Origin of the sequence: Neptunomonas concharum (assembly GCF_008630635.1) — a bacterium.
In the GTDB taxonomy this organism is placed as follows: Bacteria; Pseudomonadota; Gammaproteobacteria; order Pseudomonadales; family Balneatricaceae; genus Neptunomonas; species Neptunomonas concharum.
Genome location: NZ_CP043869.1, coordinates 463,388 through 486,665 on the forward strand (window position 1 = coordinate 463,388; position 23,278 = coordinate 486,665).

The 23,278-nt window shown below is 46.4% G+C and carries 25 protein-coding genes and 1 other RNA gene; 18 read left to right on the forward strand and 8 right to left on the reverse strand.

What is annotated here, in order from left to right; genetic code table 11:
• Window positions 1-23 precede the first annotated feature (23 nt).
• Window positions 24-1,187: a PQQ-dependent sugar dehydrogenase gene (locus F0U83_RS02160; protein WP_138986305.1), complete on the forward strand. Its 1,164-nt coding sequence runs from the start codon at window positions 24-26 to the stop codon at window positions 1,185-1,187.
• 66 nt (window positions 1,188-1,253) lie between these two features.
• Here F0U83_RS02160 and F0U83_RS02165 read toward each other — a convergent pair whose 3' ends face one another.
• Window positions 1,254-2,555: a glycerophosphodiester phosphodiesterase family protein gene (locus F0U83_RS02165; protein ID WP_138986306.1), complete on the reverse strand. Its 1,302-nt coding sequence runs from the start codon at window positions 2,553-2,555 to the stop codon at window positions 1,254-1,256.
• Window positions 2,556-2,778: 223 nt separating this feature from the next.
• On the opposite strand from F0U83_RS02165, the gene F0U83_RS02170 reads away from it, so the two are divergent.
• Window positions 2,779-2,949 carry a helix-turn-helix transcriptional regulator gene (locus tag F0U83_RS02170; RefSeq protein ID WP_211343606.1) on the forward strand — a complete coding sequence of 57 codons (171 nt, stop codon included), beginning with the start codon at window positions 2,779-2,781 and terminating at the stop codon, window positions 2,947-2,949.
• Between the two features lie 190 nt (window positions 2,950-3,139).
• Here the strand turns inward: F0U83_RS02170 and F0U83_RS02175 are convergent, their stop codons facing one another.
• Window positions 3,140-3,787, reverse strand: a complete 648-nt coding sequence (locus F0U83_RS02175; protein ID WP_138986307.1) for a hypothetical protein — start codon at window positions 3,785-3,787, stop codon at window positions 3,140-3,142.
• Window positions 3,735-4,349 (reverse strand): hypothetical protein, encoded by a 615-nt coding sequence (locus tag F0U83_RS02180; protein ID WP_138986308.1) that lies wholly within the window; start codon window positions 4,347-4,349, stop codon window positions 3,735-3,737. Before F0U83_RS02180 ends, F0U83_RS02175 begins: the two co-directional genes overlap by 53 nt.
• Before the next feature lie 177 nt (window positions 4,350-4,526).
• Between F0U83_RS02180 and F0U83_RS02185 the strand changes: the two genes are divergently transcribed.
• Together F0U83_RS02185 and F0U83_RS16930 are read left to right on the forward strand one after the other, a co-directional pair.
• A complete protein-coding gene (locus F0U83_RS02185; protein ID WP_138986309.1) occupies window positions 4,527-5,738 on the forward strand; it encodes a hypothetical protein in 1,212 nt (403 codons plus the stop codon).
• An 81-nt stretch (window positions 5,739-5,819) separates the two neighbouring features.
• Window positions 5,820-5,987 carry a hypothetical protein gene (locus tag F0U83_RS16930; RefSeq protein WP_170221709.1) on the forward strand — a complete coding sequence of 56 codons (168 nt, stop codon included), beginning with the start codon at window positions 5,820-5,822 and terminating at the stop codon, window positions 5,985-5,987.
• 483 nt (window positions 5,988-6,470) lie between these two features.
• On the opposite strand, the gene ssrA is transcribed toward F0U83_RS16930, so the two are convergent.
• Both ssrA and smpB read right to left on the reverse strand, forming a co-directional pair.
• Window positions 6,471-6,829, reverse strand: a transfer-messenger RNA (tmRNA) gene (gene ssrA / locus F0U83_RS02190).
• A gap of 55 nt (window positions 6,830-6,884) precedes the next feature.
• A complete protein-coding gene (gene smpB / locus F0U83_RS02195) occupies window positions 6,885-7,361 on the reverse strand; it encodes an SsrA-binding protein SmpB (protein WP_138986310.1) in 477 nt (158 codons plus the stop codon).
• A gap of 183 nt (window positions 7,362-7,544) precedes the next feature.
• Between smpB and F0U83_RS02200 the strand changes: the two genes are divergently transcribed.
• From F0U83_RS02200 to F0U83_RS02210, 3 genes are read left to right on the forward strand one after another with little or no spacing between them, the layout of a single operon-like run.
• On the forward strand, window positions 7,545-8,912 hold the full coding sequence (locus F0U83_RS02200; RefSeq protein ID WP_138986311.1) for a sodium-dependent transporter: 1,368 nt from the start codon (window positions 7,545-7,547) through the stop codon (window positions 8,910-8,912).
• A 15-nt stretch (window positions 8,913-8,927) separates the two neighbouring features.
• On the forward strand, window positions 8,928-9,359 hold the full coding sequence (locus F0U83_RS02205) for a type II toxin-antitoxin system RatA family toxin (RefSeq protein WP_138986312.1): 432 nt from the start codon (window positions 8,928-8,930) through the stop codon (window positions 9,357-9,359).
• The gene (locus tag F0U83_RS02210) at window positions 9,352-9,660 is read left to right on the forward strand and encodes an RnfH family protein (protein WP_138986313.1); all 309 of its coding nucleotides are present in this window, start codon (window positions 9,352-9,354) and stop codon (window positions 9,658-9,660) included. Before F0U83_RS02205 ends, F0U83_RS02210 begins: the two co-directional genes overlap by 8 nt.
• Here F0U83_RS02210 and F0U83_RS02215 read toward each other — a convergent pair whose 3' ends face one another.
• Complete coding sequence (locus tag F0U83_RS02215; RefSeq protein ID WP_138986314.1) at window positions 9,661-9,999, reverse strand: outer membrane protein assembly factor BamE; 339 nt, start codon at window positions 9,997-9,999, stop codon at window positions 9,661-9,663.
• 82 nt (window positions 10,000-10,081) lie between these two features.
• Between F0U83_RS02215 and fur the strand changes: the two genes are divergently transcribed.
• Entirely contained in the window at window positions 10,082-10,507 is a 426-nt protein-coding gene (gene fur, locus F0U83_RS02220) for a ferric iron uptake transcriptional regulator (protein ID WP_138986315.1), read from the forward strand.
• Window positions 10,508-10,510: 3 nt separating this feature from the next.
• Here the strand turns inward: fur and recN are convergent, their stop codons facing one another.
• Window positions 10,511-12,181, reverse strand: coding sequence for a DNA repair protein RecN (gene recN / locus F0U83_RS02225; protein ID WP_138986316.1), 1,671 nt, complete (start codon window positions 12,179-12,181; stop codon window positions 10,511-10,513).
• A 185-nt stretch (window positions 12,182-12,366) separates the two neighbouring features.
• On the opposite strand from recN, the gene grpE reads away from it, so the two are divergent.
• From grpE to F0U83_RS02255, 6 genes are all read left to right on the forward strand, one after another.
• Window positions 12,367-12,978 (forward strand): nucleotide exchange factor GrpE, encoded by a 612-nt coding sequence (gene grpE / locus F0U83_RS02230; protein WP_138986317.1) that lies wholly within the window; start codon window positions 12,367-12,369, stop codon window positions 12,976-12,978.
• Window positions 12,979-13,093: 115 nt separating this feature from the next.
• Window positions 13,094-15,010 carry a molecular chaperone DnaK gene (dnaK, locus tag F0U83_RS02235; RefSeq protein WP_138986318.1) on the forward strand — a complete coding sequence of 639 codons (1,917 nt, stop codon included), beginning with the start codon at window positions 13,094-13,096 and terminating at the stop codon, window positions 15,008-15,010.
• Between the two features lie 113 nt (window positions 15,011-15,123).
• Window positions 15,124-16,245: a molecular chaperone DnaJ gene (dnaJ, locus tag F0U83_RS02240; RefSeq protein ID WP_138986319.1), complete on the forward strand. Its 1,122-nt coding sequence runs from the start codon at window positions 15,124-15,126 to the stop codon at window positions 16,243-16,245.
• Window positions 16,246-16,298: 53 nt separating this feature from the next.
• A complete protein-coding gene (gene cysE / locus F0U83_RS02245; protein WP_138986320.1) occupies window positions 16,299-17,102 on the forward strand; it encodes a serine O-acetyltransferase in 804 nt (267 codons plus the stop codon).
• Between the two features lie 28 nt (window positions 17,103-17,130).
• On the forward strand, window positions 17,131-17,931 hold the full coding sequence (dapB, locus tag F0U83_RS02250; protein WP_138986321.1) for a 4-hydroxy-tetrahydrodipicolinate reductase: 801 nt from the start codon (window positions 17,131-17,133) through the stop codon (window positions 17,929-17,931).
• Between the two features lie 167 nt (window positions 17,932-18,098).
• Window positions 18,099-18,488 carry a DUF3461 family protein gene (locus F0U83_RS02255; RefSeq protein WP_138986322.1) on the forward strand — a complete coding sequence of 130 codons (390 nt, stop codon included), beginning with the start codon at window positions 18,099-18,101 and terminating at the stop codon, window positions 18,486-18,488.
• A 7-nt stretch (window positions 18,489-18,495) separates the two neighbouring features.
• On the opposite strand, the gene F0U83_RS02260 is transcribed toward F0U83_RS02255, so the two are convergent.
• Window positions 18,496-19,131 (reverse strand): hypothetical protein, encoded by a 636-nt coding sequence (locus F0U83_RS02260; RefSeq protein ID WP_138986323.1) that lies wholly within the window; start codon window positions 19,129-19,131, stop codon window positions 18,496-18,498.
• Between the two features lie 135 nt (window positions 19,132-19,266).
• Between F0U83_RS02260 and F0U83_RS02265 the strand changes: the two genes are divergently transcribed.
• Genes F0U83_RS02265 through F0U83_RS02280 form a run of 4 tightly spaced genes read left to right on the forward strand, consistent with a single transcriptional unit; the run spans window position 19,267 to window position 23,276 of the window.
• The gene (locus F0U83_RS02265) at window positions 19,267-20,382 is read left to right on the forward strand and encodes a 4Fe-4S dicluster domain-containing protein (RefSeq protein WP_138986324.1); all 1,116 of its coding nucleotides are present in this window, start codon (window positions 19,267-19,269) and stop codon (window positions 20,380-20,382) included.
• Entirely contained in the window at window positions 20,382-21,215 is an 834-nt protein-coding gene (locus F0U83_RS02270; protein WP_138986325.1) for an FAD/NAD(P)-binding protein, read from the forward strand. Before F0U83_RS02265 ends, F0U83_RS02270 begins: the two co-directional genes overlap by 1 nt.
• Entirely contained in the window at window positions 21,215-21,970 is a 756-nt protein-coding gene (locus F0U83_RS02275; protein ID WP_138986326.1) for an NADH-quinone oxidoreductase subunit B family protein, read from the forward strand. The genes F0U83_RS02270 and F0U83_RS02275 overlap by 1 nt, the downstream gene beginning before the upstream one ends.
• 10 nt (window positions 21,971-21,980) lie before the next feature.
• Window positions 21,981-23,276: a Ni/Fe hydrogenase subunit alpha gene (locus F0U83_RS02280; RefSeq protein WP_138986327.1), complete on the forward strand. Its 1,296-nt coding sequence runs from the start codon at window positions 21,981-21,983 to the stop codon at window positions 23,274-23,276.
• Window positions 23,277-23,278: the final 2 nt, after the last annotated feature.

The window sequence follows — 23,278 nt, forward strand, 5'->3', positions numbered from 1 at the left end:
ATACGTCTTGGGAGAGCAACTAGATGAAGAAAATATCCCCATGTCTGGTCCTACTAGTATGTTTATGGACAGTGGGTAGCGCGGCTGCCCCTGTGGTAGAGCAAACGATCATGATTGCTGAAACACCCTATACGGTAAACGTAAAAAAAGGCTATCGTTTGACGTTGCTAACTGACCAAATTCCACAGCCGAGATTACTGACCTTTCATGAAAGTGGGGAGCTTTTTGCTGGTTCTCGTTCGGGTCGGATCTATCGGCTCAAGCCTCCCTATAAACAGGTGGAAGCAATCGGACCTGACTTTGCATATCCACACAGCGTTGCTTTTCGAGGAAGTACGTTGTTCGTCGCCAGTACGGAAGCAGTTTATTATGGCCGTTATCAATCCGGAGGCGATATTGAGAGCCTCAATCTACTGGCTAAACTTCCTGAAGGTCGAGGTCATAATAGTCGAACGGTTAAAGTAGGGCCGGACGAGCGGATCTATGCCAGCTTAGGTATATCAGGTAACTGCAGTAATGAATATTTACATGACACCTACCCTTTTGAGAAACGCAGAGGAGGCGTGTTTGTCTTAGATGAGAGCATAAACCCACCGCAATGGCGCACCTATTCATCGGGTTTGAGAAATCCGGTTGGATTTGATTGGTCCCCCTCAGATCAAACCTTGTATGCGTCAAACAATGGTCCTGATCATCTTGGTTTTCAGCAACCTCCCGAGCAGTTTACGCAATTATCGCAAGGAAGCTTTCATGGAATGCCGTGGTATCAGTATGACGGTGAGCGTGTACATCGCGACCGTTGCCAGAGTAGCCCAGCGCCTTACCCAATAGAAAGTGTTGTAAAACCGACGGCAACCTTTCCTGCACGTAATGCGCCTATGGCCGTGACCTTTGTGCCTAATCATGCTGCCTTTGGTGAGTTGGCTGGACATGCGTTAGTCGCCTTAAGGGGCTCATGGGCAGTCGATGAGAGTGGCAATAAAGCGAGTCGCCGTGAGCCAAAAATTGTTGCTATAACGGTCGAGGGAAGTGACAAAGGCAAAGTCGAAACGCTAGTGAGTGGATTTCAATTACCCAACGGCGACCGATGGGCGAGGCCTGTGGGGATCGCTATCGGGCCTGATAATAGGGTATATATTTCAAGTGACTCCCCATCAGGACTATATCGGTTGGAGAAAGAGCTGTAACCTCATCGCTTGTCGTGCGATATAGTCAAAGCCGAGTTCAAGTCTCGACTTTGACTATATAAATAGCTATAGCTTCATGCAATTAGCGTAGTAGGTTGTGGTCGCTGGCCAATCAGAAAATAACCCGATTATACCCACGTCTTTGGCTAGCACATCGACAACCGTAAACATATCACCATCCGTGCTAATCACGTTGGCCATCTCTTTATCAGCATCTGGGTTTTGGCCATTTAATGTCTGGTAATACCAACCACCGCCGGTCTTTAGATGCCCAGAGCGTTCTAACGTCCATGTGATAATTTTTAAGCCTGCTGTCTTAGCTGCTTTAGCATAAGTAGAAGGGGTAACTTTACCGTTTTCTGCATCTAGCAACATCCACATAGGTGGGGCAATAATATTTACGCCATCCTCTACGAGCTGCTCCATGGAAGGCTTCCATGTTTTAGGAGAGCGATGATCAAAAGATTCATCATCATAACGGCCATCCAGATAAACGGCTTGTTGAGCAAATAAAGGTTCCGACTTGATCCAGTAGCGCACATCTTCAATATTAAATGATTGAGGCCATACATGTGTGGCTGGCACGCCAGCCTCTTTATACTCATTAATCATTTTTTGCGCATAGTCTGTTTGCGAAAAGCCATTAAAAGGCATCTCGACGCTGGGCGCTTTAAGCTCGGGTGTCATTTTTGTCCCCAGAGCCTTAAATAACTCAATGCTCTCTTTATGGGACATCACCGTGCCTAGGCTAGCGTAAAGATCGGTTCTCCAGCTCGCGGTGCCGTTTAAAAACTCAGCGACGGTTGTGGCTTTTTTATTAGAGGCGTCCATCTTGCCTGTGAGTGTTTTGAACTCAGCCAGGGTAATGTCACTCGTGCAGCATTTAGCAGTTGCGGGCGTTACCAGTTCACCGGACTCATTAAACTGCGCTGGCTGAAAAGGAACCGAGCATTTAGCGGCTAAGGGAGTGGCCAAAATATTAGTGGTTGTTGCTAAGTCACACTGTGAATGACGGCAAACCAACTCAGTGTCTTTAGTAAAAGTTACATCACACTCAAGAATGCCGGCCCCCATTCTTGCAGCGGCAATATAAGACTCTCGTGTGTGCTCAGGAAATTGCATGGCAGCGCCACGATGGCCGATGGAAAAATCAGAGCGAGTAAAAGGGCCGTTTTCACAACTTTTCAATTTTTCTTTTAGCTTTCCTTCCTTCATATCATCGATCAAAAAGAAAGGACGCGGGCCTAGTTGAACATGTGCAGTGTTCTGGTCCATAACAGCAGGTGTTGCCGTAGTGCTGGCGGCATAACTAGCCGATGCAGACAGCATAGTAGTGACTACAGTTAAAGCGAATGTGAAGCGACGCATATCCGTCTCCTAGTTTTTCCTAGAGGTGGGAGCCTATCTAATGCTGGCATTACTTGGATTGGAAGCAATCAGCAACGTGGACCACACTCTAGCGAGCAAATATTGCGAATTTGTTCTGGTTTATTGATAGTTTGATGACGGAAAGCGTTATTTGGAAACGTTTTCAAATTCTATGGCAACGAATAAGTTGCCTTTGGAGTGTTGAGCAACATATGTGTTTACCATGATAAAGTCGATGCTCTACCAGATTAAACAGCGGCGTGTGGAACTTTGTCTCAAACAGAATGACATGATGCTGCGTGTGGGCGTATCTCGTCAGCAATATCAGCACTTGGAATCCAAAGGAAACCCAGGCCAGACACCTTGGAGTAAAAAGGGTTCTCTAGATTCGTAGTATAGGGTGCAGATTGCTGCTATTTTTGCGCGATGCATAGCCATCGCTGGTGTTCAGGTACACAGAGTATTTTAGATAATTTCTAGGCCTGTCGACTTAGTTTTTTTGATAATTATAATCTAGTTGTAAAGTGAGCTTTTTATTTTGGTAGTGATTATAAGGTTCTTTGAGATTATTAACTAAATAATATTTATCTGTCCCTGTTTTTATCTTCGTCTTCGTCTTCGTCTTCGTCTTCGTCTTCGTCTTCGTCGTTCTTGGTTTCTTTGAGTAAAGATGTATTATCTGTTTTTGAACCTGGTGTGGTAAAACCCTTAGAAGATGTTCCATTCTCAGTTTGAGATAAAGCGATTTTCTCAATCGTAAGAAGTGTTTTCTCATAAATCTCTATAGTTTTTTCGGGGGGCAGCCTTAGATTACTACTTAATTCGCATGCTCGATAGAGTAGATCCCGGGTTAATAATACGGATGGAGATCTTCCACCCAGTGAAGATATTAGTTCGCCAGTGCTCTCTTCAGCACTATTTCCTAAACCTACTCGAGAGTTAACGCCAAAGCTGACCCCCTCACTAATACCTACTGCATAGTCTGGAGAGGGTGTTCTACATATGCGTTCTCTAGAGTTTTCACTATAGAAATATGTTTCTTCTGATCCGCTAGGTAGTACAACTGTGCTGATTCCGTCTCGCTCATAGAGTTCACCAGAAAAGGTTTTACCTAGGTTTGAACAGCCTGAAATGAAAAAACAAATAGTGATGAAAAATATTTTTACTTTCATAGGTATCTTAATTTTTTGGTTTATAATCAACTCTTTGAATGCTTTTAATTTTGAATCCATCAAAAGTCACAGAAAGAATGTTATTGTTCTGTTCAGGCCCGCTGGAATACTGAGGATGATCACCAATTTTAATAAGTAAATCTTCACGGTGACGACTATATCCCCATATTTTCACATGAATTATTTTGCTTTCCTTTGTATCTGTATTGATAAGCTTTAAAGTGCCTATAAGATTTGGGTGTTTTTCATGAATGCTCCAAGTAAGAGAGAAGCCATAGGCGTTACCTCCCTTTGTATTAAGGATATCATTAGGTATATGCTTACCAGACATACAGTTGTGGGTGATGTGTCTGAAACTATGTGTGAACTCTGCTTTTATGTTTTCATTAGTTAAAAAGAAAATGCTTCTTTTTTGATATGGATGATGATTACACTTATCAAATGTTGTTCCGGTCCAGTCAGCAGAAAACTTCTCTATTTTGTGTAAATCCTTTGAATCTAACGTAATGGGACTATCCCCACTACCAAGTGTAACCTCAGCAGAGTTGGCGATATTTCCATAAATAAATATTACTAAGGAGGAAAAAAGGGCAGGCATGAATTTATTTACACGAGAGTTCATATTAGAGAGCCTGTTTTATTATTAGCTAGCATATAAAGATAGTGCATATAAAATAGTTGTCAATTTTTTAACATAGAAATGACCTTTCCTTATATTTAGAACCACTTTTTTGATGAGATTTTCCTCAATTTGAGGGGCTCCCTTGGACAAGGCAGCTTTGAACCACATGACAAAGGAATGTACTTCGTAAATGAGAAAGCAGGCTTTTTCTCTGATCTGCTTGATACAAAGCTCTTGGCATCAACGATAGATACCGTTAGGCAACTCTACAGACTTACTCCTGATCAACCCTTCTTAGCACAGGTGCATGAATGCTATGAAAAAGCTATGCATGAATCCCAATGCCTAGAGTTACATGGTGTTTGGTTTGCTGTTGGAAGTGGTGGACAGTCTGGCTATAAGTACCGTCTTCAGAACAATGAGGAAGGCATCATCATCTTTCTTAAGAATCGACGCCAGTCAAGTGATTGTCGTGGATCTCATCTGAAAATAGAGTTCAGTCCTCATTACCTGTTAAACCGTAAACCTGAGGAAGTACAAGATTTCGCGGATGCGGTTTCTCAATGGGTTTCTGTCGATGCTCCAGAGCATGGGGGAGTGGCATTACATCTGGCCTTGGATGTACAGGGATGGGAACCATCAGAAAATTTCCTTGAACGTCTTACAACGCGCTCTAAAAGGCTTTTCTGTCATGATGCGATAGAGAAAGTAGATTTTAGTTTATCTGAGGTGGCGGTGACGTATGGGAACAGACAGACAATAACCGCAGGCTCTGTTAAATCAGTACAGATGTGCTGCTATGACAAAACAGCTGAAGCTAAAAAGTCAGATAAAATCCACTATATGGAATCAGTGTGGCAAGGTCAGGATAAAAACGGACTGATAGAGAACGTAGATTATGACTCTGAAAAGAATGTAAGACGCATAGAGATGCGTTTACACCATTCCGTCATGAAGCAATTCCAAAGGGGTTCTGATATCGAATTGAGAAGCTACCTTCAAGCCTATGAGCATTTGGGGGCTTTGTGGCGTTACGGAATGAATTGCTTTCGTTTGGACTATATAAAGGATGTGATAGACCCATACTGGCAACTATTTATAGAAGATGCAGACTTTCACTGGTGTCATCAAGGCAAAGCGTACAAAAGAGCCTATAAAAAGCCCGGTGTAGGTAATGAGAAAAACGTCACGCTAGCTTTGGGAAACTGGATATCCATTATTGCTAGATCAAAAATGAACAGTCATACAGCGTGGAAATGTCTAAAAAAGTCAGGAATGTTTGGTGACATCGTAGAGTATTACGGAAACCGTGGAATTGATCCTTCACAGCTTTTCGAGATGATCACACAATCCCTGATAGATAGGCGAATGGTTGGTAAGGCGGCGTGATGAATTGGTTAAATAATGGTCAATAAATTGCTCTAATAGAGTTTTCTGATATACTTTGGTTGATATTAACGGAGTTATTTTATGCCTCAAACCGTCGTACATATGCCTAACACTCGGGTTCGCAGAGCTAATGCTGCTGATGTGAAACGCGCTGCTGTCTGTGGTGATGCGATTTTTGCCTATTTTTTAGAGCATGGAAAGCTTCCAGAGTCTAAAGAGCAGCTACAGATAGCCAAGTCTAAAAAGTAATTAGTGGCTGCAAGAGTCCTTACTGCTCCTATATTCAGAATGTTGGATAATTGGGAGAATCATAAGCGAACCTTCGAAGACTATAAAATTCTAGGGATTCAGCCTGAGTTTTATGGTCGTGATGCTGATCTTTCTTATCCTGACGTTCATCATATACATTTAGCTACAGATGAAGACACCGTTCTTCGGTGGTCTAAGATTTAGTATTCCTTCTATAGAACTCATGATGCAAAGCGTCCTGAGTCTGATTTCTGGCTGATATATGCCTATGATGATTTGGAGGATACTTACCTACTGTTAACCATTATTGGTCCGGATGCGCATAACAGTAACCACTTTAGAGCGTACTTAGGTCAACTCTATACAAGCTGTGTTCAGCCTTGGATAAATGGACGTTTAGAAGGTTTGGAATAAGAAAGTGGACAAAATGTGGACAGTAAAAACCAAAAAGCTGTCTAACTAGTTGGTTTTTAAGGAAAAATTTGGTGGAGGTGGCGGGTTTCGAACCCGCGTCCGCCAATCCGCTGCCATAAGATCTACATGTTTAGACTTCTCTATTGAGTTAACCCAGCACGACCCGAGAGTCAGGGTGTTTAGGGCGAGCCTTTTTAGTTTTAACCGTTCAGCTTAAGGCGAAGCTTCCGGGCGATTCTGTCTCGAATGACACCGCGAACCTCTGAGTTACAGACACCTCTGAGTGCGGCGCTAGCGGCCCTTAGGCTGCTAGAGCGTAGTTATCGTCGTTAGCAACTATAACTGTGTAGTAATGGATTTACGTGATTCACTACACTCACGACATGCACTTAAGGTTTTGTAACCGGCGTCGAAGCCATGTCACCCCCAAGTAGTCGGCCATTATAGTGGTATGACCCTGCTTATGGAAAGAGGTTTCGTGATTTAGTGTGCGGCCATGATGCGTTGTTTTTGGCGATCCCAGTCGCGGTTTTTCTCTGTCTCACGTTTGTCGTGCAGTTTTTTACCTTTTACCAGCGCGATTTCGCATTTTACGCGGCCTTGTTTCCAGTAAAGGCTCAGGGCAACGCAGGTGTAGCCTTTTGCTTCGATCGCACTTACAAGCCTGTCGATCTGCTTGCGGTGCAGTAGCAGCTTTCTATCCCGACGTGGTTCAGTCACAAAGTGAGTGCAGGCTTGGGTGAGTGGCGTCATATTGGCGCCGACCAGCCAGGCTTCTCCGTTTTTTATCACGACGTAAGAGTCAATGAGTTGGCAGCGACCTTCTCGCAGGCTCTTTACTTCCCAACCGGCGAGCGCAAGGCCAGCTTCAAGTTTTTCCTCGATGCTGTACTCGTATCGGGCGCGCTTGTTCTGGCAGATGGTGCTGCTGGTGTTTTGAGATTTTTTCTTTTTAGTCATAGGGCGCGATTATAGCGAGGTGTAAGGTTGTGAGGAAGCGGTCGTTTGCTTTTTGTTGGGGATGAATTGTACGTTTTTTTTACAGTTTTCTTCGACTAAAGTTGTCATCATGGGTAATTATGTGAACAATGCGCGCTTTCATTCATAAAACTTAGAAGAAAAGACGTTTAGTCTGAGACTTGTATGCAAGAAAAATTATCTATCCATGGTGCATGGACGAGCCGTTGGATCTTTATCCTAGCGGCAACTGGCTCTGCAGTCGGACTAGGGAATATCTGGAAGTTTCCCTACATCACCGGTGAAAACGGTGGTGGTGCTTTTGTGTTGGTGTATCTCGTGTGTATTTTACTCGTGGGTATCCCAATCATGGTTTCTGAGGTTTTGATTGGGCGTCGTGGCCGTCAAAGCCCTATTAACTCGATGAAAGATGTGGCGGTAGAGTCCGGTCACACAAGCCGCTGGTCGCTTGTTGGTTGGGTCGGTGCGCTAGCAGGTGTGATGATCTTTTCCTTTTATTCGGTTGTGGCTGGTTGGGTGCTTTACTATGTCGCGGGTATGGGGAATGGCGATTTTATCGATATCGGTAGCGAAATGGCCGGTAAACGTTTTGAAAGCTTACTGGGTGATCCTGAGACGTTGCTGATATGGCACTCGGCGTTTGTTGTGATGGTGATGGCAGTCGTTGCAGGAGGAGTTAATAAAGGCCTTGAGCGTGCAACGCGCATCATGATGCCCGCGCTGTTTGTTCTGTTATTTATTTTGTTAGGTTATTCCATGACAACGGGGGCTTTTGGGCAAGGGTTTGATTTCTTGTTCCATTTTGATCCTTCTCAGCTCTCATGGAATGCTGTGTTGGTTGCTTTAGGTCACTCCTTCTTTACATTGTCACTAGGCATGGGTTCTATCATGGCATATGGCTCGTATATGCCTAAAAAAGCGAGTATCGGCGGCACGGTATTGATGATCGCGCTGTTGGATACGTTAGTGGCTTTGGTTGCGGGATTAGCAATATTCCCAATCGTCTTTGCTAATCAGTTAGATCCTGGTGCAGGCCCTGGTTTGATGTTTATCACTCTACCTGTTGCCTTTGGTCAAATGCCAGGTGGCCATATTTTTGGCTTCTTGTTCTTTGTCTTAATTGCAGTGGCTGCTTGGACATCGGCGATCTCTTTGATGGAGCCTGCGGTAGCGTGGATGGTCGAGAAATTTGGCATTAAGCGTGTGCCGGCGTGTTCGATTTTGGGCTTGATTGTGTGGACGCTGGGTATTGCTTGCTTAGGTTCGTTCAACTTTATGGCAGATTTCAAGATTGCCGGGATGAACTTCTTTGACCTGATGGATTTTGCAACAGCCAATATCATGCTGCCGCTGGGTGGGTTGTTTATTGCGCTCTTTGCGGGTTGGAAAGTGAAGCAGACAATCCTCAAGAATGAGCTGTCTTTGCAGAATGAGCTTTGGTTCTATGCATGGTATGTAGCTATTCGCTATATTGCGCCGGTCGCGGTTGCAGCTATTTTCGCTCTAAATTTGTACAATAAGCTCGCAAGTTAGAGCGGAACGAAAATAATGACCCAAGTAAATCGCAGTGCGCTGGTGCTACACAGCGCACAGCAGATGTTTGATATTGTCAACGATGTGAAAGCGTACCCGGATTTTTTACCGTGGTGCGCTAGCACTGAGTTGTTGTGTGAAGATGATCAGAGCATGGAAGCCACGCTTCATCTTGCAAAAGCAGGATTGAAGTATAGCTTTACGACCCTCAATCGATTATCGAGGCCTGATCGCATAGAGATTGAGCTGGTTGAAGGCCCGTTTTCTCGTTTAACCGGAGTCTGGACGTTTGAGGCTCTCAATAGTGAGGCCTGCAAAGTGAGTTTAGATCTAGTGTTTGAATTTTCAGGCAAGTTGACCGGTATGGCGATGAGCAAAGTGTTTAATCAGGTAGCTACTACATTGGTGGATGCCTTTGTGCAGCGGGCGGAGCGTGTATATGGATAACCCTATTAATGTCGAGGTGGCTTTCGCCTTGCCTAAGCAGCAGCGGATTGTCGCATTGCAGGTTGAAGAGGGCACAACGGCTTATCAGGCGGTTATTGCATCGGGTATTTGCCAGCAGTTTCCGCAAATTGATGCAGAGGCTGATCCTATGGGTATTTTTGGTAAGGCGATCAAAGACCCAAAAGATACGGTACTGCGTGAAGGGCAGCGGGTAGAGATCTACCGCCCATTAATTGCTGATCCTAAAGAGGCGAGAGCAAAGCGGGCGGCGAAAATGAAGGCGCAAAAAGAAGCTCAGTAGTTATTGAGCTTCTTGTAAGCCTGCTGGTTTATAATCACCTGAGTAGTGGCTTAGCAAACCATCTTTGAAGAAAAGGGATAAATTGCCCTGAACGCGTGCATCCCAGCCTTTCTTGAATGTGTAAATATAGTCCCAGCGTTGCCCATTAAAGGTATCCACCACCAGAGGCGTACCCATGAGGTACCGCACCTGGGAAGGTGTCATGCCGGGCTGAAGCTGGTCGATGGCTTCTTGGGAGATAATGTTACCCTGAGGGATGTCAATTTTGTAAACACCCGGAAAATCGGAGCAACCTGAGAGCATTGCGATAGTCGCAATGCAAATTAGAAACTTTCGCATCTGTAAATGACTTCCACTTTCACGTGTAAATAAAGATAATACAGTCTAACATTCAGACGTCAGAATCAATAGAGTAAAGATTATGTCCCTCGAAAATCAAGAGTTAAGAAAAGCGGGCCTTAAGGTGACGCTACCGCGCGTTAAAATTTACCAGATTCTGGAGAAGGCCGGAGAGGGTGATCATTTCAGTGCTGAAGATATCTACAAGCTGTTAATGGAGCTGGGTGAAGATGTCGGTTTAGCCACGGTTTATCGTGTGTTAACTCAGTTTGAAGCGGCGGGCTTGGTTTCGCGACACCATTTCGAAGGTGGTCACTCCGTGTTTGAGCTGGCTCGAGATGAAGATCATGACCATATCGTTTGTGTAAAGTGTGGCAAGGTGCGTGAGTTTGTCGATAACCAATTAATTCAGCGCCAAAATGAGATCGCCAAAGAGTTAGGCTTTACTATCACGGATCGCACCCTCTATCTTTACGGTCTGTGTACAGAAGGATGTGAAAAGAAATAGGTTCTACGTTTGTAGCCCTAACATCTCTTTCGCATGATCGATGGACCGTTGCGTAATATCAATACCGCCCAGCATGCGTGCGATCTCGTGTATACGATCGGCGCTTTTTAGCTGATTGATCTGGGTGTGAGTGTTTTCAGTTCCTGCTTGCTTGCTGACAAACAGATGCTGATCCCCCTGAGATGCAACTTGTGGTTGGTGGGTCACACACATTATTTGTGAGCGCTGCCCAAGTTGTTTCAACATGCGTCCAACCACTTCAGCAATCGCGCCCCCAATTCCTACATCTACTTCATCGAAGATTAAGGTCGGTGTTGTTGAGGTTTGAGCGGTAATGACCTGAATAGCCAAACTGATACGAGATAGTTCCCCGCCTGAGGCAATACGGGCTAAAGGCCGAGCGGGCTGTCCTTTATTGGTTGAAATAAGGAACTCCACTTCTTCTAAACCGTTGGCCGTTGGTTTGTTGTATGGCGTTAGGTTGGCTATAAAACAAGCGGAGGTCATGCCTAGCTGGTGGAGTTGTTCATCTATTAATGTGTTTAATTTCATCGCAGCCTGCTGGCGGGCATCGCTTAACGTGGTAGCTAGGCTGCGATACTCCGTTTCTAGTTGAGCGACTCTTGTGTGAAGTGTGTCTAAGGCCTCATCGGAATGATTAAGGTTGTCCAGCTCCTCTTGCAGTGTTTGGTGGAGTGCAGAGAGCGCTTCGGGGCGAATACGATGCTTGCGCGCAAGATCGTAAATAGTAGATAGCCGCTCCTCCACGTCTGATAAACGGTCTGGGTTGATTTCTATACGGTCTAAATAATGGCGTAGTTCATGATTGGCTTCTTCAATTTGGATTTGTGCACTATTGAGCAGTTCGCTAGCCTGAGTGAGTGAAGGTGACTGGCTTTTCAGTTCGCCTAGCAAATGCAATGCGTGATTCAGAAGTTGAGTACAGTTGTCACCGTCCCCTTCTGAGGTCAGTGCTAGCACTTGGTGGCCGTTGTGTAGAATATCGCCAGCCTCGCATAACTGCTTCTGTTCTGCTTCTAATTGTTCCAACTCGCCTTCAGTTAGCCCGAGCTGGTTTAGCTCTTCGACTTGATAGCTAAGTAGCTGGACTTTGGCTTGGTGTTCATCACTAAGATTGAGCAGGTTTTCCAGTCGCTCTTTTTCCTTTTGCCATAAGTGAAAATGCTGTCGTACCTGCTGCGCGATGGGTGATAAAGCCGCAAATTGATCCAGAAGGGTGCGATGGTGGTCTTTTTTAAGTAGCTGTTGATGTTCGTGTTGGCCGTGAATAGCTATCAGATGTTCGCCGAGTGCCTTGAGCGAATTTAATGGGCAGGCTTGATTATTGATGTAGCTGCGAGACCGCCCTTCTTTGGTAATAACGCGGCGAATAATGCATTCGTTTTCCTCGTCAAGATCCATGTCTTGTTGTTTAAGCCACGCCTTGGCGTCCGGTAGCGCACTGATGTCAAAGCTGGCAATGATCTCGGCGCGTTCTGCACCATGTCGCACTGTCGCGCTGTCTGCTCGGTCACCTAGCGTGAGGCCAAGGGCATCAAGCATAATCGATTTGCCTGCGCCTGTTTCACCGCTAATAACGGTCATGCCTTGTTCCAGTTCTAGGTCGAGCGACTCAACAATAGCGTAGTTGCGAATGATCAATTGGGTCAGCATGAGGATATTCCATACATGTGTATTTATACAGTGATTTATATATAGGTGATTTTAATCACGGGCGCAATCGTTATGGATCAGGGATTTGAAAAAAAATTTTAGGATGGGTTGATTTTTAAGGGTCCGGCCCCATCAATACGGCAATCTTTAAAGTTAACTATGCCCGCTTGAATTGGAGACTCCCAATGGCAAATGAGCAGACTAAGCCAAGTGATCAGCCTGAAATGGCGGATCTTGATATCAATGCGACAGACGCTACGACTAACGAAGCGGATGTTGTGAATAATGAACCCTCAACTGAAAGCGAGGTTTCAGAGGAAGCCGCTTTGATAGCCGATCTGGAAAAGCAGCTGGTGGCAGCGCAAGAAGAAGCAGCGAGTTTGAAAGATCAAATGTTACGTGCCGCTGCGGATGTTCAAAATGCACGTCGTCGTGCGGAGCAGGATGTCGAAAAAGCACATAAATTTGGTACAGAAAAATTTGCCGCAGAAATGCTACCAATCATCGATAGTTTGGAACGTGCGCTAGAGGCGTGCAAACCCGATGATGAAGCGACTAAGGCGCTACGCGATGGTGTAGAAATGACCTATGGCATGTTTGTTTCTGGGCTCGCCAAGTTCAATGTCGAGCAAGTGAACCCGGAAGGGGAGTCGTTTAATCCGGAATTACACCAAGCGATGTCAATGATTGATGTACCGGACGCGCAACCAAATACAGTTGTAGGTGTTATGCAAAAGGGTTACAGCCTGAATGGACGCTTGATTCGCCCAGCGATGGTTATGGTGGCAAAAGGTTAAAAAACCGTATTAAAAGCCTTGAAATTGTACGAAACGTATCCATATACAAGGCAAGCGGTTTTAAAACAGATTTTTAGCCCGTCCAATCGGGTAACGAATATCGGAGTGAGTAGACATGGGTAAAATTATTGGTATCGATTTAGGAACCACCAACTCTTGTGTTGCGGTTCTTGATGGTGACAAAACGCGCGTTATCGAAAACGCAGAGGGTGATCGTACAACCCCTTCCATCATCGCTTATACAGATGACGAAACGTTAGTTGGTCAGTCAGCTAAGCGTCAGGCTGTTACAAACCCTCATAATACGCTGTTTGCTATTAAGCGCTTGATCGGCCGTCGTTTTAAAGATGACGTGGTCCAGAAAGATATTAGCATGGTGCCTTATAAAATTATCGAAGCAGACAATGGTGACGCTTGGGTAGAAGTCAAAGGCAATAAAATGGCACCGCCTCAGATCTCTGCTGAGATTCTGAAAAAAATGAAGAAAACAGCAGAAGACTATTTAGGTGAAGAAGTGACGGGCGCGGTAATCACAGTACCTGCTTACTTCAACGATTCTCAGCGTCAGGCAACGAAAGATGCTGGTAAAATTGCGGGCCTAGACGTTAAACGTATTATCAACGAGCCAACAGCTGCGGCACTGGCTTACGGTATGGATCAATCCAAAGGCGATAAAACAATCGCTGTATACGATTTAGGTGGTGGTACATTCGATATCTCTATCATCGAAATCGCTGATGTTGATGGCGAGCACCAGTTTGAAGTATTGGCTACCAACGGTGACACATTCCTTGGTGGTGAAGATTTCGATATGCGCTTGATCGAATACTTGGCAGCTGAGTTTAAGAAAGAGTCTGGCATTGATCTGCACAACGATCCTCTGGCACTACAGCGTCTGAAAGAAGCGGCAGAGAAAGCAAAAGTTGAGCTATCTACTGCGCAATCTACAGACGTAAACCTGCCATACATTACGGCTGATGCAACAGGTCCTAAGCACCTTAATGTGAAAATTACGCGTGCAAAACTAGAGTCGTTGGTTGAAGAGCTGGTTACTAATTCAATCAATCCATGCCGTACAGCATTGAAAGATGCCGGTTTGAGTGCTTCAGACATTGATGAAGTAATTCTGGTGGGTGGTCAGACGCGTATGCCATTGGTTCAGCAAGTTGTTGCTGACTTCTTTGGCAAAGAAGCACGTAAAGATGTTAACCCGGATGAAGCGGTTGCTGTCGGTGCGGCGATTCAGGGCGCGGTACTGTCTGGTGATGTGAAAGATGTCTTGTTGCTTGACGTTACGCCACTGACCTTGGGTATCGAAACCATGGGTGGTGTTGCAACAGCACTGATTGAGAAGAACACAACGATTCCTACTAAGAAATCTCAGATCTTCTCAACAGCGGATGACAACCAGAACGCAGTAACGATTCACGTTGTTCAAGGTGAGCGTAAGCAGGCTTCTCAGAATAAATCGTTGGGTCGCTTTGACTTGGCTGATATTCCTCCAGCGCCACGTGGTGTTCCACAGATCGAAGTAACCTTCGACTTGGATGCCAACGGTATCCTTAATGTATCAGCTAAGGATAAAGCAACGGGTAAAGAACAGTCGATCATCATTAAAGCTTCTTCTGGTTTGAGTGATGAAGAGATCGAGCAAATGGTTCGTGACGCAGAAGCCAATGCGGATGCTGATAAACAGTTTGAAGAACTGACCCAAGCGCGCAACCAAGGTGATGCGATGGTTCACTCTGCGAAGAAAACCCTTAAAGAAGCCGGCGATAAAGCGACGGCTGAAGAAACAACGGCTATTGAAGGCGCGATTGCAGCACTGGAAGAAGCCTTGAAGGGTGATGATAAAGCAGAGATCGACAGCAAAACTGAGGCATTAACAGAAGCGGTTTCTGGCTTGGCTCAGAAGATGTATGCCGAAGCGGCACAGCAGGCTGAAGCGGGTGATGCTGCAGAAGCATCAGGCAGCGCTGCGGATGATGCTGTTGATGCTGAGTTCGAAGAAGTGAAGGATGACAAGAAGTAAGCTAAGCGCTTGCCCTTGTAAACACTAAAGTGTGGCAGCGCGGGCGTCAGCCCGCGTTGTCGTGTCCGGCTCCCGGAGGGAGCTAACCGCTCAAACTGACAAGATCCGGATATATGTCTAAAAGAGATTATTACGAAGTATTAGGCGTCGATCGCAATACCAGCGATAAAGATATTAAAAAGGCGTTTCGTCGACAAGCGATGAAGTATCATCCTGATCGAAACCCTGATGATAAAGAAGCCGAAGAGAAATTCAAAGAGGTCAACGAAGCCTACGAAGTACTGTCAGATGCGCAGAAAAAGAGCGCCTACGATCAGTATGGCCATGCCGGGGTTGATCCTAATATGCGTGGCGGTGCTGGTGGATTTGATGGTGGCTTCTCCGACGTGTTTGGTGATGTGTTCGGTGATATCTTTGGCGGTGGTGGCGGCCGTCGGCGCAGTTCGGTTCAACGGGGCGCTGATCTTCGTTATACCATGGATCTCAGCCTCGAAGAGGCGGTGCGTGGTGTAGAGAAAACGATTAAGGTTCCCACACTCGTAGCCTGTGAGCCTTGTGATGGTACAGGAGCAAAACCGGGCACCAGCGCTAAAACCTGTAGTACCTGTGGTGGTATGGGCCAAGTGCGTATGCAGCAAGGCTTCTTCTCCGTACAACAGACCTGCCCAACGTGTCACGGTGAAGGTAAGATCATTACGGATCCTTGCCAGCACTGCCATGGTCATGGTCGGGTTGAGAAAACTAAGACGCTGTCGGTTAAAATCCCGGCGGGTGTTGATACGGGCGATCGAGTTCGTCTCTCTGGTGAGGGCGAAGCAGGTTCCCATGGCGGTCCTGCTGGTGATCTGTATGTTCAGGTACAGGTCCGCGAGCACGCGATCTTTGAGCGCGATGGTCGCCATTTGTATTGTGAAGTGCCTATCAGCTTTATCGATGCGGCGTTAGGTGGCGAATTAGAGGTGCCTACGCTGGACGGTCGCGTTAAACTGAAGATTCCGGCTGAAACGCAAACGGGTAAACTGTTCCGACTACGTGGAAAAGGTGTCGCGCCTGTACGTGGTGGTGGAGCAGGGGACTTGATGGTGCGTGTTGTAGTAGAAACGCCAGTGAATCTGACCAGCCGTCAGAAAGAGCTGTTAAGGGAGTTCCAAGAAACGACCGACGATAGCCATAAAAAACACAGTCCAAAGAAACACTCTTTCTTTGATTCTGTGAAAAAGTTTTTTGAAGATTGATCAGCAACGGGCCGCTTAGCGGCCCGATTTGTCTGATAGGGGAGAGTGGTTAAATGACTGATTTAAGTGCAGAGCCAGAAGTCTTGTGGCTGAGTATTCAGCAAGAAGCTAAAGTGGAGGTTCAAACAGAGCCTTGTTTGGCGAGCTTCTACCACTCATGCATTATCAACCATTCAGGTTTGAAGTCGGCATTGTCCTATCTTTTGGCGAGTAAGCTTGCGGATGATGTCATGTCAGCCGTTTTATTGCGTGAATTACTGGAGCAGGCAATGGAGTCTGATCCTGAAATTATCACTGCAGCTTGCCATGATATTATTGCTGTGCGCACTCGCGACCCTGCCGTAGATAAATCATCTATCGTGTTACTGTACCTGAAAGGTTTTCATGCGTTACAAGCGTATCGCGTGGCTCATTGGATGTGGAAGCAGGGGCGTAAATCAATGGCTTTGTATATACAGAGCCGTGTTAGTTCTGTTTTTCAAGTAGATATCCACCCCGCAGCATTAATAGGGCATGGTGTCATGTTTGACCACGCCACAGGTATTGTTGTTGGTGAAACATGCGTTATCGAAAATGATGTGTCTATTCTTCAGAATGTTACGCTCGGTGGTACTGGTAAAGAAAGCGGCGATCGTCACCCGAAAATTCGCGAAGGTGTGCTGATTGCAGCCGGCGCTAATATTTTTGGTAACATTGAAGTGGGCATCGGGGCTAAAGTGGGTGGCGGCAGTGTCGTTTTGGATACTGTACCTCCCCATACGACGGTTGTGGGTGTCCCTGCACGCGTTGTTGGCTGCGCAGGTTGCGAAAAACCTGCCTTAGATATGAATCAGAAAATTGAGTTAGCAAAAGACTAATACGGCTAGCGAAACTGAGAGAAAAGTAATGAGAATAGCTGTAATGGGTGCCGCTGGGCGCATGGGTAAGACTCTGATCGAGGCGATTTGTCAGGCAGAAGGTGTGCAGTTAACAGTGGGCACGGTACTGCCTGATTCATCGTTAATCGGCGCAGATGCAGGCGAAGTCGCAGGTGTTGGCAGGCTGGGTGTACCATTGGTGGCGACACTGGGAGAAGTGAAAGACCAATTTGATCTGTTAATTGACTTCACTTCACCAGAAACCACCATGGAAAACCTCTCCTTTTGTGCTGAGCATGGTAAAAAAATTATCGTAGGCACGACAGGGCTCGATGATGAGCAGAAAGCACATTTAGCCGCTTGTGCTGAAAAAACCGCTGTCATGTTCGCACCGAATATGAGCGTTGGGGTTAATGTTTGCTTTAAAATTTTAGATACCATCGCCCGAACATTGGGAGATGATTACGATATTGAGATAATTGAAACGCATCACCGACATAAGGTGGATTCACCGTCGGGTACTGCATTACGCTTGGGTGAAGTAGTGGCTGATGCGTTGGGGCGCGATCTTAAAGAGTGCGCTGTTTATGGCCGTGAAGGGCAGGTAGGAGCTCGTACCCGTAAAGAGATTGGCTTTGAGACGATCAGAGCTGGTGATGTGGTGGGTGATCACACGGTACTGTTTGCAACGGAAGGCGAACGCATAGAGATTACCCATAAAGCCAGCAGTCGTATGACTTTTGCTAAAGGTGCGGTTAGAGCTGCAGCTTGGCTGGCTGATAAAGAGGCAGGACAGTTTGATATGCAGGATGTTTTATCGCTTCGCTAGGTAGACTCCTAACTGTTTGTTTTATAAGCTGCTTTCGAGCAGCTTTTTTATTGGTCAAAAAAAGTTAATCTCTATGTCAGATTTTTGTTTCCTTTGATGAAATTTTTTCCTAAGGTGCTCTATACTTTCGTATAAATAAGAAGCGACCCGTAGGGAGTTAAAAGGACATGTCTGCAGAGAAGTTTCCAACATTGATAGAAATGGGTATCGATGAGCCTCATGATATTGAGCGCTATACCTCGCGTATCGAAGGCGATGTAGATATCTTGAAAATCTATTTCCATCGTCATCAAGGCGACTGGATGGCAAAAAGCAAAAAGTTTAAATTTAAGCGTATGCATAAGAACATGCGTGTTAATGAAGGGCGTGTGCCTTATATCGCAACGACTGAGTCTTCCCCTTATTTTCTCCGAGCGGTGGCTGAATTAGACCAGCTGGTTGCTGAAGACAAATCCGCACAAACTAAAAAGCAGCGATTGCTTGATGATATTGAGCATCTGGAAAAAGTAGTTTCCCGCAAAATCGAAGATATGCGTCGCCAAATAGAAGAGCTTTAATACTTCTCTATTGAAAGGGGTCAGGTAGGCGCTCTATATGTGTGGTATAGAGTATTTCGCAGGCCCCTCCACCTGTATCCTCTCGGGTTAAGGAGGTGTTCCAGTAGAAGCCATCGTCGCTTTTGATATTCACCAGTTGCCCTGAAAGCCGAATCATTTCCCCCTCTTTTATGTCTGATATCTGGTCTTTAATATGATCATTGGCAGGTATGATATGTACATTGGCTGCACTTATCTCAATCTCTTTGCGGGGGATTGGCAGTTGATCTGTTTTCCAGCGAAACCAGCGACCGCTTTGCGAGATGGTTAGCTGGTTAGTGACAGTGGGATTTGCCATTTGTCCCCACCCTAGGGCGAGATCGACCGGTGATAAGTCAGACTCCCGATCAAATCGATAATACTCTTTACTAAGCAAGCGTGCCGAAAAATGAATGTCTGCTTTGGGGTACAGCGTGTACTTTTCTAACTGGTGAGGTGATGATTGGGTAATAGGAATTTGGATAGGCGCTTGTAAAGCACTCCCTTGAGCGCTTGTAGTCGGCGGTAGGGTGATAGCAGGCGCATCGTTGGAAGGCGTTGGCTCTGGCGACAGCCAAATGAACATCAAAACGATAGCGGCAAGCGCTCCTAGTAATCTAATCATTATCCCTCCCGATCCTGTGGCCTCATTATATCCTAAGATGTCTGTTTTGCAGGATAAAGGCTAAGAAGTAGACAGATATTTATTCTCCGCTCGCGATGTTCTATGCTGAATAAGAAACGGTATAGGGGATCATCCATGGCTGAGGATTCAACCTACTTTATCGAGCGCTCTGGTTTGTGGCCTTTATTGCAAACCTTGGTTGCTGAGGGTTTTGATGTGGTAGGGCCTGCGGTGGCCGATCAAACTATTCAGTACAAACCCATTTACCAAGAAAGCGATCTTCCTAAAGGTTGGCATGATCAACAATCTTCAGGGCACTATCAGCTGTACCATGATATGTCGGAGCGTTTGTTTGCGTGGGCTAACGGCCCTCAGGCGATTCGTCCGTTTCTGTTTCCATCTGACGAGCTGCTATGGTCTTCAAAGCGTATGGAAGATGGCAGTTTGGTTTTTTTACCTCCGGATCCTCAACCTACAAAGATTGCCATTCTGGGCGTTCGTGGTTGTGATATGGCAGCCGTGAATTTACAAGATCAGCACTTCTTACAGGCAAGTCATCAAGATTTAGGATACCAAAAGCGCCGATTATCGTTATTCTTGATCGCTGTTGATTGCTCTCACCCTGCCGATACTTGTTTCTGTGCTTCTACGGGCGATGGCCCCCATGCAGGTGGGGAGGCGGATTGGAATCTAGCCGAGCTGGATAACGGCTATTTGATACGCGCAGGTACGGATGAGGGCAGGCGCTTGCTCGAAAAGCGTGCCTCTTTGCTGCAGATGCCGACGCAATCTCAAAGAGATGAGGCCATATACCAGCACCAACAAGCGATTGAGGCGCAATCAAAAGCTCTGCCCTCAGGTGACTTATCTTCAGTATTATTTGCTCATTTAGATAGTCCACAGTGGCAACGCGTAGCAGAACAATGCTTAGCGTGTGGCAACTGCACTTCCGTTTGTCCGACCTGCTTTTGTCATAAAGAAACAGAACAGGTTTCTCTGGATGTGAGCGTTAGTGATCATTATCGATCGTGGGATAGTTGTTTCTCGCAAGGGCATGGTTATATGGCTGGCCATCAGGTCAGGCCGGATATTGCGAGTCGTTATCGACAGTGGATGACTCATAAGCTGGGGAGTTGGCACCAACAATATGGCCGTAGTGGATGTGTCGGCTGTGGCCGCTGCACGACGTGGTGCCCTGCCGGTATCGACTTCGTCGCCGTTGCTAATGCAGTTTGTGCGGAGGACTCCTGATGGATATGAAGCGCGTGCCCGCAGAGGTCCAAGTTTTACAGTGCATTGAAGAAACGCCGAGCATTTTTACATTGAAACTGCGTATTTGTGGCCAAGCGATGCGTGAGGCTTATCAGTTTCTTCCAGGGCAATTTAATATGCTGACATTGCCAGGTGTGGGGGAGGTTGCCATCTCGGTCGCATCGGACCCGCGGGATGGGATGTCAATTGATCATACGATCCGACAGGTTGGCCGGGTTACCGCAGGGTTATCGAAACTAAAAACCGGCGATAAATTAGGTTTGCGTGGTCCTTTTGGCCGTGGCTGGCCGCTCGAATTATTGAATGGGAAAGATATTGTGGTGGTGACGGGCGGCTTGGGCTGCGCGCCCGTCGTTTCACTGATTAACTACGTAGTGCAGCGGCGGGAACAGTTTGGTCGCCTTGCGATTGTGCAGGGTGTTAAGCATAGTGATGATCTTATTTGGGCAGAGCAATACCAGATTTGGCGACAGGTTAAAGGCACTCAGGTCTTGCTCTCAGCTGATCAAGCGGGCATGGCTTGGCCGTTCCATACGGGGAAAGTGACAGAACTACTTGGCCAGCTAGAAACTGATCCTGAGCATAGCTACGTAATGATGTGTGGCCCTGAAGGTATGATGCGTGCCTCTGCTGTAGCTCTAATCAATTCTGGCTATGCCCCAGAAAATCTTTTTCTGAGCATGGAGCGTAATATGCAATGTGCACTTGGGTTGTGTGGGCATTGTCAATTTGGAGCTGCCTTTATCTGTCGAGATGGGCCTGTCTTTAGTTACCCTGAAATCGCAGAGTTGCTAGGTAAGCGGGGGTTTTGATGGAACGTCTACGCATTGCTGTGCATAAATTTAGTTCCTGTGATGGTTGTCAGTTAGCCTTTCTCAATATGGGCGAAGCGTTGATTGAATTATCCGAAGCAGTAGAGATTGTGCACTTTCCTGAAGCCGGTTATGTCGATGAGTTGGCCCATGTCGATATCGCTTTTATTGAAGGTAGTATCGTGACGGCTCATGATGAAAATCGTATAGCTTCAATTCGTGCGGTGAGTAATAGACTCGTTACCATCGGTGCTTGCGCGACATCGGGAGGGATTCAGGCCTTAAAAAATGCTGCGCAAAGCCCCGATGATTGGACAGGGACGATCTATGCAACGCCTTCCTATATCGACACGCTTCGTACCTCGTCGGCGATTGCTGATTACGTCCCCGTTGATTTTGAACTTTGGGGGTGTCCCATTACGAGCCAGCAGATCGTGACGTTAGTCGGCGCCTTATTGCGCGGAGTATGGCCTGTTGATGATACTGAAAAAGTGTGTATGTCTTGTAAACGGGCCCAATATGTATGCACGCTCGTTACTAAGGGGGAGCCCTGCCTAGGGCCTGTTACTCGGGCAGGATGTGGCGCGTTGTGTCCTGCATTTGGCCGTGATTGTTTTGGCTGTTTTGGGCCATCAGATACCTGTAATGCGCAGGGGTTGGCTAACCGTTTTGTCGGTTTAGGGTATCAACCAGAGCGTATAGCAAGGCGCTTTCGGTTGATTCATTCTACGCGCACGGACTGGTCAGTGACCTAGGAGGTGCCAGATGAGTAAGCGCCGAGTGGATCTATCGGTACCTATCTTAGCCAGAGTAGAGGGCGAGGGTGCGTTAGATTTAATTATCCAAGACGGCAACATTGAGACCTTACGTCTGAGAATATATGAGCCACCTCGCTTTTTTGAGAAGTTCCTTGAAGGGCGTCACGTTAGCGAAGTACCCGATATGGTGGCGCGTATCTGTGGTATCTGTCCAGTTGCTTACCAAGTCAGCGCTGTTAATGCTTTCGAGTCTCTGTTTTCGGTGGAGCCCGACCCTTGGGTTCAGCAGATGCGCAGACTGTTATATTGTGGTGAGTGGATAGAGAGTCATGCCTTACATGTCCATATGCTGGCGCTGCCCGATTTCCTAGGGTATGCAAGTGGTATTGCCATGGCAAAGGATTACCCTGATCAAGTCAGGCGAGGTCTGAAGCTGCAAAGCTTGGGAAATGAAATAATGCGTTTGCTTGGCGGACGCTCTGTTCACCCGATTGGCGTCAAAATAGGTGGTTTTCACCGTGCGCCGGATAGATTATCGATCAGCAAGCTGCTGGCTAAGTTGGAGGCAGCACTCCCTGAAGCTGAAGCAATGTTGGCCTGGCTTAATCAACTCCCAGTAACAGGGCCTGCCCAAACGTTTACTTCTGTTGCCTTGGTGTATCCAGAAGGCGCTATTGAACAAGGTGTTCTGCACTCAACGCAAGGCCACCGTTTATTGGCCGAGCAATTCACGGAGCATGTTGAAGAGTTTCAGTCACCCTACTCAACCGCATTGTGGAGCCATCTTGATCAGCAGCCGTACTTGGTTGGCCCGTTAGCGAGGCTCAATCTAATTAAACAACATGGAGAGGGCTCTGACTATTTGTTAGATATGTTATCCCGTAACCCTCGTTTTCCTAGCCAAACACTGTTCGATAGTATGTTGGCAAGAGGTATTGAAATTTGCTTTGCGCTGCATGAGTCTATTCAGATATTAAAGCGTTATTGTCAGCCATGCTCGCCATCGGTTGCTTGGAAGGTGGTGCCAGGAACAGGTTATGGTTGGAGCGAAGCACCCAGAGGGTTGCTATGGCACCAGTATGAGGTGGATGAGCAAGGCCATATTACGTTTGCGCGTATTGTGCCGCCTACCAGCCAAAATCAGGCGAGAATCGAACAAGACCTACATGAATCCTTGTTAGCTTTCGGCTTAGATCAGACGGATGAAGCGCTGCAGAAACATTGTGAGCAGGTTATTCGCAATTATGATCCCTGTATATCTTGTGCAACTCACTTTCTAACGCTGAACATAAAGCGGCGATAACG

Bases quoted from the DNA above. Each gene is read 5' to 3' on its own strand.
- F0U83_RS02215 (WP_138986314.1), bottom strand. From the start codon at position 9,999: ATGCGAAAGTTTCTAATTTGCATTGCGACTATCGCAATGCTCTCAGGT.
- F0U83_RS16930 (WP_170221709.1), top strand. From the start codon at position 5,820: ATGCCTCAAACCGTCGTACATATGCCTAACACTCGGGTTCGCAGAGCT.
- smpB (WP_138986310.1), bottom strand. From the start codon at position 7,361: ATGACTAAAAAGAAAAAATCTCAAAACACCAGCAGCACCATCTGCCAG.
- F0U83_RS02280 (WP_138986327.1), top strand. From the start codon at position 21,981: ATGAGTAAGCGCCGAGTGGATCTATCGGTACCTATCTTAGCCAGAGTA.
- F0U83_RS02255 (WP_138986322.1), top strand. From the start codon at position 18,099: ATGTCTGCAGAGAAGTTTCCAACATTGATAGAAATGGGTATCGATGAG.
- recN (WP_138986316.1), bottom strand. From the start codon at position 12,181: ATGCTGACCCAATTGATCATTCGCAACTACGCTATTGTTGAGTCGCTC.
- grpE (WP_138986317.1), top strand. From the start codon at position 12,367: ATGGCAAATGAGCAGACTAAGCCAAGTGATCAGCCTGAAATGGCGGAT.
- F0U83_RS02180 (WP_138986308.1), bottom strand. From the start codon at position 4,349: ATGAACTCTCGTGTAAATAAATTCATGCCTGCCCTTTTTTCCTCCTTA.
- F0U83_RS02160 (WP_138986305.1), top strand. From the start codon at position 24: ATGAAGAAAATATCCCCATGTCTGGTCCTACTAGTATGTTTATGGACA.
- cysE (WP_138986320.1), top strand. From the start codon at position 16,299: ATGACTGATTTAAGTGCAGAGCCAGAAGTCTTGTGGCTGAGTATTCAG.
- dnaK (WP_138986318.1), top strand. From the start codon at position 13,094: ATGGGTAAAATTATTGGTATCGATTTAGGAACCACCAACTCTTGTGTT.
- F0U83_RS02205 (WP_138986312.1), top strand. From the start codon at position 8,928: ATGACCCAAGTAAATCGCAGTGCGCTGGTGCTACACAGCGCACAGCAG.
- F0U83_RS02165 (WP_138986306.1), bottom strand. From the start codon at position 2,555: ATGCGTCGCTTCACATTCGCTTTAACTGTAGTCACTACTATGCTGTCT.
- fur (WP_138986315.1), top strand. From the start codon at position 10,082: ATGTCCCTCGAAAATCAAGAGTTAAGAAAAGCGGGCCTTAAGGTGACG.
- dnaJ (WP_138986319.1), top strand. From the start codon at position 15,124: ATGTCTAAAAGAGATTATTACGAAGTATTAGGCGTCGATCGCAATACC.
- F0U83_RS02175 (WP_138986307.1), bottom strand. From the start codon at position 3,787: ATGGATTCAAAATTAAAAGCATTCAAAGAGTTGATTATAAACCAAAAA.
- F0U83_RS02265 (WP_138986324.1), top strand. From the start codon at position 19,267: ATGGCTGAGGATTCAACCTACTTTATCGAGCGCTCTGGTTTGTGGCCT.
- F0U83_RS02275 (WP_138986326.1), top strand. From the start codon at position 21,215: ATGGAACGTCTACGCATTGCTGTGCATAAATTTAGTTCCTGTGATGGT.
- F0U83_RS02185 (WP_138986309.1), top strand. From the start codon at position 4,527: ATGTACTTCGTAAATGAGAAAGCAGGCTTTTTCTCTGATCTGCTTGAT.
- F0U83_RS02200 (WP_138986311.1), top strand. From the start codon at position 7,545: ATGCAAGAAAAATTATCTATCCATGGTGCATGGACGAGCCGTTGGATC.
- F0U83_RS02270 (WP_138986325.1), top strand. From the start codon at position 20,382: ATGGATATGAAGCGCGTGCCCGCAGAGGTCCAAGTTTTACAGTGCATT.
- F0U83_RS02260 (WP_138986323.1), bottom strand. From the start codon at position 19,131: ATGATTAGATTACTAGGAGCGCTTGCCGCTATCGTTTTGATGTTCATT.
- F0U83_RS02170 (WP_211343606.1), top strand. From the start codon at position 2,779: ATGATAAAGTCGATGCTCTACCAGATTAAACAGCGGCGTGTGGAACTT.
- F0U83_RS02210 (WP_138986313.1), top strand. From the start codon at position 9,352: ATGGATAACCCTATTAATGTCGAGGTGGCTTTCGCCTTGCCTAAGCAG.
- dapB (WP_138986321.1), top strand. From the start codon at position 17,131: ATGAGAATAGCTGTAATGGGTGCCGCTGGGCGCATGGGTAAGACTCTG.